General features: G+C 68.4%; 8 protein-coding genes. 5 read left to right on the plus strand and 3 right to left on the minus strand.

The features are described from left to right. The first annotated feature begins 110 nt into the window (after window positions 1-110). From GV790_RS27325 to GV790_RS27335, 3 genes are all read left to right on the plus strand, one after another. Window positions 111-1,433: a family 1 glycosylhydrolase gene (locus GV790_RS27325; RefSeq protein ID WP_163817454.1), complete on the plus strand. Its 1,323-nt coding sequence runs from the start codon at window positions 111-113 to the stop codon at window positions 1,431-1,433. A gap of 105 nt (window positions 1,434-1,538) precedes the next feature. After that, entirely contained in the window at window positions 1,539-2,720 is a 1,182-nt protein-coding gene (locus tag GV790_RS27330) for an AI-2E family transporter (protein ID WP_163817457.1), read from the plus strand. Window positions 2,721-2,832: 112 nt separating this feature from the next. Next, on the plus strand, window positions 2,833-4,137 hold the full coding sequence (locus tag GV790_RS27335) for an ABC transporter substrate-binding protein (protein ID WP_163817459.1): 1,305 nt from the start codon (window positions 2,833-2,835) through the stop codon (window positions 4,135-4,137). Between the two features lie 9 nt (window positions 4,138-4,146). On the opposite strand, the gene GV790_RS27340 is transcribed toward GV790_RS27335, so the two are convergent. Beyond that, a complete protein-coding gene (locus GV790_RS27340; RefSeq protein WP_163817462.1) occupies window positions 4,147-6,183 on the minus strand; it encodes a CocE/NonD family hydrolase in 2,037 nt (678 codons plus the stop codon). Window positions 6,184-6,337: 154 nt separating this feature from the next. Here GV790_RS27340 and GV790_RS27345 point away from each other — a divergent pair, with 154 nt between their 5' ends. Further along, complete coding sequence (locus tag GV790_RS27345; RefSeq protein WP_163817464.1) at window positions 6,338-7,024, plus strand: TetR/AcrR family transcriptional regulator; 687 nt, start codon at window positions 6,338-6,340, stop codon at window positions 7,022-7,024. Here GV790_RS27345 and GV790_RS27350 read toward each other — a convergent pair. Both GV790_RS27350 and GV790_RS27355 read right to left on the minus strand, forming a co-directional pair. Further along, window positions 7,001-7,693, minus strand: coding sequence for a TetR/AcrR family transcriptional regulator (locus GV790_RS27350; protein WP_163817466.1), 693 nt, complete (start codon window positions 7,691-7,693; stop codon window positions 7,001-7,003). The genes GV790_RS27345 and GV790_RS27350 overlap by 24 nt on opposite strands. A gap of 79 nt (window positions 7,694-7,772) precedes the next feature. Continuing rightward, window positions 7,773-8,462, minus strand: coding sequence for a MerR family transcriptional regulator (locus GV790_RS27355; protein ID WP_163817468.1), 690 nt, complete (start codon window positions 8,460-8,462; stop codon window positions 7,773-7,775). Window positions 8,463-8,562: 100 nt separating this feature from the next. Here GV790_RS27355 and GV790_RS27360 point away from each other — a divergent pair, with 100 nt between their 5' ends. After that, entirely contained in the window at window positions 8,563-10,293 is a 1,731-nt protein-coding gene (locus GV790_RS27360) for a GMC oxidoreductase (RefSeq protein ID WP_163817471.1), read from the plus strand. Window positions 10,294-10,345: the final 52 nt, after the last annotated feature.

The following is a 10,345-nucleotide window of genomic DNA, read 5'->3' on the forward strand; positions in this document are numbered from 1 at the left end:
CCACCACGAGAAATCAACGCGGACCTTCCACTTCCCCACCCCACTGCCCTATCGGTCGTTAGGCTTGTTCGCACATCACCCCGGGCCCCCTTCCCTATGAGGAGCACGAGTTGCGTCAACCGAACCGCCGCCACGTTCTCGCCGGGCTCACCGCCGTCGCCGCCACTGCCCTGGTCGGTGGCCGAGCGGCGGCCAGGCCGCAGGCCCCGCAGACGGTGGCACCGCTCGGTGACGATTTCCTCTGGGGCGTAGCGGCTTCGGGTTTCCAATCCGAGGGCAATGCGCCCGACAGCAATTGGATGCGCTATATCGCGGCAGGTAAGACCGAGGATCCGTACCTGAATTCGATCGACTTCTATGGTCGTTTCCGCTCCGACATCGCACTGGCCGCGCAGCTGGGTGTGCGGGTCTACCGCATCGGAATCGAGTGGGCCAGGCTGCAGCCACGGCCGGGCGAATGGGATCCGGCGGGATTCCGGTTCTACGACAACGTCATCGCCGCGATCGAAGCGGCGGGCATGCGGCCGATGCTCACCCTGGACCACTGGGTGTATCCGGGTTGGGAGGTGGACCGCGGTGGCTGGCGAAATCCGGCGATCGTGGACGACTGGCTGGCCAACGCGCGCGTCGTCGTCGATCGCTATGCCGGACACGACCCGCTGTGGATCACGTTCAACGAGCCGGCGATGTACGTGCTGAACGAAGTGCGCCACGGCGGGATCGGCGCCGGCGATGTTCCGGCCATGCAGGAACGTATCGCGCTGGCCCACAACACCATCTACGACCACATCCACCGCGTACATCCGGGCGCGCTCGTCTCCAGCAATGTCGCCTATATTCCGACCGCCGAGGACGTGGTGAACGGACCACTGATCGACCGGATCGGCGCGAAGCTCGACTACATCGGCATCGACTACTACTACGGCTTCTCCCCCGAGACGCTGCTGGCGGGTCTGCCGGATATCAACCGGCTGTGGACGATGCCGTTGCAGGCCGAGGGTATCTATTACGCATTGCAGCATTATGCGCGCCGGTTCCCCGGCCGACCGCTCTACATCGTCGAGAACGGGATGCCCACCGAGAACGGGCGCCCACGGGCCGACGGCTACACCCGGGCCGACCTGCTGCGCGACACCGTGTACTGGCTGCAACGCGCGAAGGCCGACGGGATGAACCTCATCGGCTACAACGATTGGAGCCTGACCGACAACTACGAATGGGGTTCCTACACCCCGCGCTTCGGTCTCTACACCGTCGACGTCCGCACCGACCCCACGCTGACCAGGCGGCCGACCGACGCCGTCCCCGCCTACGCCGACATCACCCGCGCGGGTGGCGTGCCGCCCGGCTACCGGCCCACCCGCGGCCCCGCGAACTGCTCGTTCGTGGATGCGGTGGCAAGCTGCGCCGATCCGGTGCGGGTCCCGCGCTGACCGGCGGGTTCGGCGGCGCGCACCTGCCGCGCCGACCGTCGACCGCGATGGGCGTCACCCTCGACGTGCCCGGCCGGTGCGCCGGATCCGTGTAAGACTGGCGGCGTGAACGGGCCGAACGTGGACAAGACCGCACCCGAGAAGACCGCTCGCGATCGCACGCCGAATCGGGGTGACGCCATCGGTGTCGGGGTGCTGTGGCTGGCGAAATGGGCGTTGTGCGTGGTCGCGATCGCCGCGGGCGCCTGGGTGATCGGCAATGTGGTCGCCAAGCTGTGGGTGGTGTTGCTGCCGGTGCTGCTGGCGATCGTGGTCGCCACCGTGCTGTGGCCGCCGGCCCGCTGGCTCATGGATCACAAGTTGCGTCCGGCCGCGGCCGCCTCCATCACGGTGATCGGGTTCCTCGGCGTGCTGGCGGGTGTGATCGCGCTGATCGTGCCGTCGGTGGTCGATCAGGCGCCTGCGCTGGCGGACAAGTCCACCGAGGGCATCAACAAGGTGCGTGATTGGTTGCAGGGCCCGCCGCTGAATGTGCGCGACGAGCAGTTGGATTCCGCGGTGGACGCGGTGGTCAGCCGATTGCAGTCCAGTGCCGAGCAGATCGCGACCGGCGTGTTCACCGGCGTCAGCGCGGCGACGTCGGCGCTGATCACGTTGTTCCTCGTGCTCGTGCTGTCGTTCTTCTTCATCAAGGACGGCCCGCGTTTCCTGCCGTGGCTGCACAATACGGTCGGCTCCCCTGCCGGCCGGCACCTCGAGGAGGTGCTGGCCCGGGTCTGGGCGGTGCTCGGTGGGTTCATCCGCACCCAGGCGGTGGTCAGCATGATCGACGCGGTGCTGATCGGTCTGGGACTGGTGATCTTGGATGTGCCGCTGGCGTTGGTGCTCGCGGTGATCACCTTCCTCGGTGGGTTCATCCCGATGGTCGGCGCGTTCGTCGCCGGTGCGCTCGCGGTGCTGGTCGCGCTGGTCGCCAATGGCCTGACCACGGCGTTGATCGTGCTCGGCATCATCGTCGCGGTGCAGCAGCTGGAGGGCAATGTACTGCAACCGGTGTTGCAGAGCCGCAGCATGAAGCTGCACGCGGTGATCGTGTTGCTGTCGGTGACGGCAGGCGGCGCCCTCTACGGGATCGTCGGGGCGTTCCTGGCGGTGCCGGTGGCGGCGGTGGCGGCGGTGGTGATCCGCTATGTGGGCGAGCAGATCGATGTGTTCACCACACCGCCGCACGAGGAGCCGGACGCGGACGCGGAGCCGGGATCGGATCTGGCGCCCGCGACGGACTGATCGCCGCACGCCAAGGTCGAAAACGCCCTCATCGCCTGCCGCCTGCCGCTACAGTCCCGGTTCACCAGGGCCACCGGATGTTTCGGTGGGGTGTGAAAGGTGACCGTTGACAATGCGGAATACGACGGCGCGGCGCGTGCGAGATGCGGTCGCGGCGGCCGTCGCGGGGGTGTTGCTGGTGTCGGGTTGTTCGGGCTCCGGCGCGGACGCGGTGGGGCCGGGAGTCACCAGTGCGCCTTGTCCGCAGGCGGTGGACGAGAGCAAGGGTTGTCTCTATCTGGGTGTGCTGTCGGATCTGGGCGGCGGGCCGTTCGCCTCGCTCGGCACCGCATTGCAGGACGGCCAGCATGCCTTCTGGTCCGCGGTGAACAGATCCGGTGGGATCGGCGGCCGCTACGAGGTCGACGACACCACCTATGTGGAGAACACCAGCTATGACCCGACGCGCTACGCCGCCGCGTACGCGAAGGTGCAGCCACATGTGCTGGCTTTGGCGATGAGCCTCGGCACCTCGCAGACCCAGACGATTCTGGGGCAGATGGACAGCGACGACATGCTCACCGGTGCGGGCACGCTGTGGTCGGGCTGGCAATACTCGCAGACCGATCGTGGTCTGGTGCTCGAGATCGGCTACTCCTACTGCACCGAGGCGGTCCTCGGGCTGGATTGGCTCGCGCAGCGGTACGGTCGGCCCGAGCGGATCGCGGTCGTGGCCTATTCCGGTAATTACGGTGAGGACTACGCGTCGGGAGCGCGTACCTGGGCGATGACCAACAACGTGCCGGTCACCGCGAACATCACCACCGCGTCCAATCGGGAACTCGGCAACCAGAATTCGGTGATCCAGCAGTTGCTGGCCGATCCGCCGGACGCGATCGTGCTGGCCACCGGCCCGGTGGAGGCCGGCGAGATCGTCGGCAAGCTGGTGCAGCGCGGCTACCCCGGCCGGTTCATCGGTTCCCTGCCGACGTGGAACGCGGCGCTGCTGGACTCCCCCGCCGGGCCCGCGCTGATCGCCCGCTACGCGACGACCGCGCCCTTCGACGGATGGGACGGCGCCAGTGCGGGTGCGGTGAGCGCGCGGGCCGCCGCGCCGCGGGTCCCGGAGAATTGGGGTTACAACGCCGGCTGGGCGTTGAGCTATCCGATGCGGGCGGTGCTGGAGAAGGTGGTGGCCGCGGGCACCGTCGACCGGGCGGCGCTGCGTACGGCCGTGGCCGAGGGGTTGCCGGTGGATTTCGAGGGCATGCTCCCGCCGCACGACTATGCGGCGGGAGCGCCCGACCCGGCGGCGCATCGGGCGGTGGTCGGGGTGCCGGATGCGGGGGTGCCGAGCGGGTTGCGGACCGTGGCCACCGATTTCCACGGTCCGACTTCGCGCCGGCTACAGCTCACCGAACCGTGTATCCGGTTCTGACGGCGGCGGTCACCACCCCGGCGTGCCCGAGACCGGGATATTGATCCAGCTGGGCTGGTTCGGGTCCAGTCGCACGTGCTGCGGTTTGAGCTCGCTCTCGTTGAGCAGTGGGCGCAGCGGCAGCCCGCGCGGGAAGTTCATCGCGTAGACGTCCACGCGCAGCCGGTGCCCGGGCTGCAGGATGGCGTCGGTGGCGGTGAGCCCGATATCGATGACGGTGGGTTGACCGGGCACCAGCGGTTGCCTGGTGGCGAGGGTGAGCACGGGGTATGGGTCGGTGTAGTCGCCGTTGGCCGAGCGGCTCGCGCGCGTCTCGTCCACGGTCCGCAGTGAGGCGGTGAGCTGGCCGCTGGTGAGCACGGTAGAGCGTCCGTCGGGCGCGACATCGTTGACGGTCACCGACCAGTAGCCGTCGGTGGCGTCGTGGACGGCGTTGAGGTGCAGGCTGATCGGACCGGAGATCTCGGTCGGTCCGTGCACGGGGGCGCTGGTGAAGGTCAGGGCGCTGGTTTCGCTGATCCGCGAGTCCTTGGCGCAGGCGTCGAGGATGCCGGTGATGCCCGCGGTGCCGGTGGCCGAATCACGCGAGCACAGCGTGGCCAGTCCGGGTGCGACGGTGAGCTGGGCGGGTGCGCCGGGCGCGGGGCTCAGGCTGCCGTCGTGGACGCTGCGTACGGTGCCCGACGGTGCCGCGTCGAGGTACATGCGGCGGTAGTCCATGCCGGGGCGGGGGAAGGCGGTGGTGCTGGTCCAGCCGCCGCCCTGCTGCCACAGGGTGACGTTGTCGTAGGTGTCGATGCCGTTGTCGATGCCCTTGAGCCACTTGTCGAACCAGGCGCGTTGCAGCACGTCCAGTCGCGGTGGCGCGCCGGGAAGGCCGTTTCCGCTGCCGGTGGTCAGGTGGTAGATGTCGCCCATGATGAGCTTCTTCTGCGAGTCGGGCACGTCGACGGCGTTGTAGACCCGGGGCGAGGAATAGGTGAAGATGTCGTGCCAGCCGCCGTAGACGAAGGTCGGGATGTCGATCTTGTCGGGGTGGCCGAGCCAGGATTGCCGGATGGCGCTGTCTTCCTGGATGAGTTCGAGCAGGTGCGGCGGAATGGCGTCGACGCTGGGCACGGTGAGCGCGGCGAGCAGGTAGTTGACGAAGGTCAGTGGGTCCTGGACGCGGTCGGCCAGCCATTTCCAGTCGAACCGGCCGTCGAACATCGACTTCACGTCCGGGATCAGTTTGGAGGTGTTGACGGCCAGTAGCCAGGCGGGCAGGAACCCGAATCCCACGCCGCCGCCGGTGGCCGCGATGTCGCGCAGTAGGTCGCTGCCCGGCACGATCGGGAAGATCGCTTGCAGCGCTTCGGGTTTACGTTCGGCGGTCTGCAACTGGTTGATCGCCGAGTAGGAGATGCCGGTCATGCCGACCTTGCCGGTGGACCAGGGTTGGGCGGCGGCCCAGTTCACCACTTCGACGCCGTCGAGCTGTTCGCGTTCGCCGAAGACCTGCCAGGTGCCCTGGGAGAAGCCGGTGCCGCGCACGTCGACGACGACCTGGGTGTAGCCGCTCTGAATGAGCTTGCGGTCCACGCCGAACGATCGCAGGGTGCCCGCGGGCATGGCCTTGGTGATCTCGGTGAGCCCACCCAGGCCGTAGGCGGACAGGTCGAAGCTCTTGAAGAGTTCGGTGAGGGCGTCGGCCAGCACCGGGAAGGTGAGCGCCGAATCCAGCACGTTGCCGACGAGTTTGGTGTACGGGGTGAGGTTGACGATCGTCGGCGTCTTCTCCTCGATCGGCCTGCCCGCGGCGTCGGCCGGGCGGTAGACGTTGGCTTTGAGGACGGTGCCGTCGCTCATCGTGATGGGCACATCCCAGTCGATGTGCACATTCGGGTAGGCGCGTGGGCCGTCATGGGTGGCGGTCCAGTGCGCGCCGAGCGCGCCGCCGTCCGGTTGTGCCTGCCCGGTCTGGGCCGCCACCAGCGCGGTGGTGACCGCGACGATGGTCACCAGGGTGGCTACGGCACTCCGAACGAGACGTCGATGTCTGATCATGTGTCCCCTCATCCCGACAAGAGCGGAACTCCATCGTTCCTGACTCGCGGGTAACCATAGGATGGATCACATTCCGTAGCAACTATGACCCGGATCTCACCGGTGGCCGGTCGCGGCGAAGAGCTCGTGTCCGACGAGCCCATATCCTGGTCGCATGACCGTGCTGACTGATGGGCCGCCCGATCGGCTGCCCCATGGCCCGCACCGCCTCACCCGCGAAGAAGTCGAGAACTCGCAGTACCAGCGGTTGTGCGCGGCCGCATTGGAGGCGGTGGGTGAGCTGGGCTATGCCCCGACCACGGTTACCGAGATCGTCGGGCGGGCTCGGGTGGCCCGGCGCACCTTCTACGCACTGTTCGGCGGCAAAGAGGAATGCTTCGCCGCCGCCTATGACAGCGCGGTGGCCGATTGCCTCGGACTGCTCGCCGAGACGATCACCCTCGGCGCGGATACGCCGTTCGCCGAACGGGTGCACACCTCGTTCCGGGTGTTCCTGGAGATCCTGGCCGCCCGCCCGGCCGCCACGCGCGCACTCTACATCGAGATCCTGGCCGCCGGACCGGCGTTGATCGAGCATCGCGCGCGGGTCCATCGGCTCTTCGCCGAGCACATCGTGGCGGTCGGGCGGATCGGTGTGCAGCGCGGTGAGGTTCCCGTCGATCCGGATCCGGCGCTGATCGACATGCTGCTCGGCGGGATCAGCGATCGGATCGTCGCCTGCCTGTACGAGCGCGGTGCCGAGCATTTGCCGGAACTGGCGCCACTGTTCACCAGGACCGCACTCATCCTGTGCGGTGCACAGCGACCCGGCGCGGGTTCAGCGGAATCCGAGCAGGGTTAGCCAGCCGGTCAACTGCAGGTCGAACACCTCGGTGCGGTCGGTGAAGGTGCCCGGCCCGTACATGTCGAAGACGTCGAAGCTGACGGCGCCGAACAGCGCGCTCCACAGCACCAGTGCCCGCGCCAGCAGCCAGTCGGGGATCTCCAGGCCGAATTCGGTTCGGATGCGCGCGAAATCGCCGAGAGTGGCCGAGGAAATGGGCTTGGTCGCGGCCGGCTCGTCGAGTGCCGCGTCGCGGTGCGCGGCTTCGACCAGGCGCAGCAGTGTCGCGATGACGCGGGTGCCGGGCGCGACGGTCTGTTCGGCGGGCGCGGCGTAGCCCGGCACCGGTGTGCCGAAAAGCAGTCCGTACCAGGCGGGTTCGGCCAGACCCCAGTCGCGGACGGCGTGCGCCGCGGCGCGCAGCCGGGCGGCCGGATCGGCGGCGGCGGCCGCGACCGCGGCGTCGACGGCATCGCCGAGGGCGTCGTACCCGTCGACCACCAGCAGCGTCAGCAGTTCGTCGCGGCTGCGGACGTAGCGGTAGACCGCCGACGAGACGACGCCGAGTTCACGGGCGACCGCGCGCAGCGACAGCGCGGCGGCCCCCTCGGTGGCCAGCTGGGTGCGCGCGATGCGTTTGATGTCTTCCATCGTCTGGGCGCGTGCGCGGGCCCTCGGTGTGGTCATGCGCTCACCCTGACCCATCGCCGAGAGCGATGTCAACAACAGTGATCACCGCTCCCCCACAGCGTGGCCGGCCGCCGGCTCAGCGCCCGGATTCGTCCAGCTCGGCGACCGCGCGTTCGATTTCGTCGGCCAGCGTGGCGCCACCGACCTCCCAGGCCGCGGCACGGAACCGGTCGCGGAATCGGCTGAGGTCGCTGCCGATGCCCTCGCCGCCGTAGCTGGTCGCGGCCGCGTCGCGGAAGGTGCGCACCATTTCGTCGGCGAGCTCGGCGATGCGCGCCCGGATCAGTTTGCGCAGTGCGCCGCTGAGGGTGACGTCGGTGCCGACGTCGTAGAGGATCAGCGCCCCCTTGAGCATGGGCAGGTCCGGGATTGCCCAGTTCTCGCCGTGCCGTTCCAGGTATTGGGCGGCCAAGAGTTCCTCGACGATGTCGGGCCGGCGGTCGCCGAGCAGTTCGGTGAGTTCGTCGTCGTCGAGGACGGCGGATTGGTCGGAATGTCCCGGCTTGCGCGGGTCGAACACCGCGCGCCAATCGCTCGCGCCCGCCCCGGCGTCGCTGGCGAAGACCTCGCGGATCGCGTCCAGGCGCAGGCCGCGGGCCTGCATGGCGAGGATGTCGCGCAGCCGGTCGAGGTGTTCGGTGCGGTAGAGGGCTTCCTTGCCGACTCGCTCGGGCTTGGGCAGCAAGCCGAGCGAGTGGTAGTAGCGGATCGTTCGCGCCGGGACGCCGCTCAGTTCGGCCAGCTGGGTGCGGCTGTATCGGGACACGCGACCAGCATAGATACCAAGCGCACCCTTCGTTGACAGTTCCAACTGTCGTCATTAGCGTAACCGGCGTCACTGCCGACGCCCACCGAGGAGTTTCCCCATGTCTGAGCAAGCGACGGACTACGACGTCCTCATCGTCGGGTCCGGGTTCGGCGGCAGCGTCACGGCGCTGCGATTGGTGGAGAAGGGATACAAGGTCGCCGTCATCGAGGCCGGCCGCCGCTTCGCCGACGACGAGCTGCCCAAGACCAGCTGGGATCTGCGCAAATTCCTGTGGGCGCCCAAGCTCGGCTGCTACGGCATCCAGCGCATCCACCCGCTGCGCGATGTGCTGATCCTCGGCGGCGCCGGCGTCGGCGGCGGCTCGCTCAACTACGCCAACACCCTGTACGTGCCGCCGGAGCCGTTCTTCCAGGACGCCCAGTGGCGCGATATCACCGACTGGCGTGATGAGCTGACCCCGTACTACGAGCAGGCGCAGAAGATGCTCGGCGTGGTCCGCAATCCGCACATGACCCCCGCCGACGAGGTGTTCAAGCAAGTCGCCGAGGACATGGGCGTCGGCGACACCTTCGTGCAGACGCCGGTCGGAGTGTTCTTCGGTGAACCCGGCAAAACGGTGGAGGATCCGTACTTCGGTGGCGTCGGCCCCGAGCGCACCGGCTGCCTGGAGTGCGGCGACTGCATGGTCGGCTGCAAGTACGGCGCCAAGAACACCCTGGTGAAGAATTACCTCTACCTCGCGGAAAAGGCGGGCGCGCAGGTCATTCCGATGACGACCGTCACCGCGTTGCGCCCGCAGCCGGACGGCAGCTGGGAAGTGGCCACCGAACGCACCGGCGCCTGGGTCCGCAAGAGCCCGGCCACCTACACCGCGGGCAAGGTGGTGCTCGCCGCGGGCACCCTCGGCACCCAGAAGCTGCTGCACGCCATGCGCGATCAGGGCGTGCTGCCCGACCTCTCGGAACGGCTCGGCGTGCTCACCCGCACCAATTCCGAGTCGATCGTCGGTGCGGCCACCAAGAAGGTGATCCCGGGCCAGGACTTCACCAAGGGCGTGGCGATCACGTCCTCGATCCACCCCACTCCCGACACCCATATCGAGCCGGTGCGGTACGGCAAGGGCTCGAACTCCATGGGCCTGCTGCAGACGCTGATGGTCGACGGGGGCGGGCGCATCCCGCGCTGGCTGCGCTTCCTCGGCATCGCGCTGCGCCATCCGCTGACGTTGCTGAGCTTCCTGAGCGTGCGCAACTGGAGTGAGCGCACCATCATCTCGCTGGTCATGCAGCATCTGGACAACTCCATCACCACCTACACCAAACGCGGGCTCTTCGGCCGCAAGCTCACCTCCAAGCAGGGGCACGGCCAGCCGAACCCGACCTGGATTCCCGCCGGTAACGACGTCACCCGCCGGGTGGCCGAGAAGATCGACGGCGTCGCAGGCGGCACATGGGGTGAAGTGTTCAATATCCCGCTCACCGCGCACTTCCTCGGCGGCGCGGCCATCGGCGCCGACCGCGAAACCGGAGTGATCGACGCCTACCACCGCGTCTACGGCTATCCCACGCTCAGCGTCGTCGACGGCGCGGCCGTCTCGGCCAACCTCGGGGTCAACCCGTCGCTGACCATCACCGCGCAGGCCGAACGCGCCGCCGCCTACTGGCCCAACAAGGGTGAGCAGGATCTGCGTCCGGATCAGAACGCCCCGTATCAGCGCATCGCGCCCATCGCGCCGCGCAATCCGGTCGTCCCGGCGCATGCCCCCACCGCGTTGAAGCTGCCGACCGTGCCGAGTCGCCGCTCCGACAACGCTCCCGCGGCAGGCTGATCCCCCGTCTCGTTGTGCCCCCGTCGGCTCCTCGCCGGCGGGGGCACGGCGT

Source organism: Nocardia cyriacigeorgica (assembly GCF_010858045.1).
In the GTDB taxonomy this organism is placed as follows: Bacteria; Actinomycetota; Actinomycetes; order Mycobacteriales; family Mycobacteriaceae; genus Nocardia; species Nocardia cyriacigeorgica_E.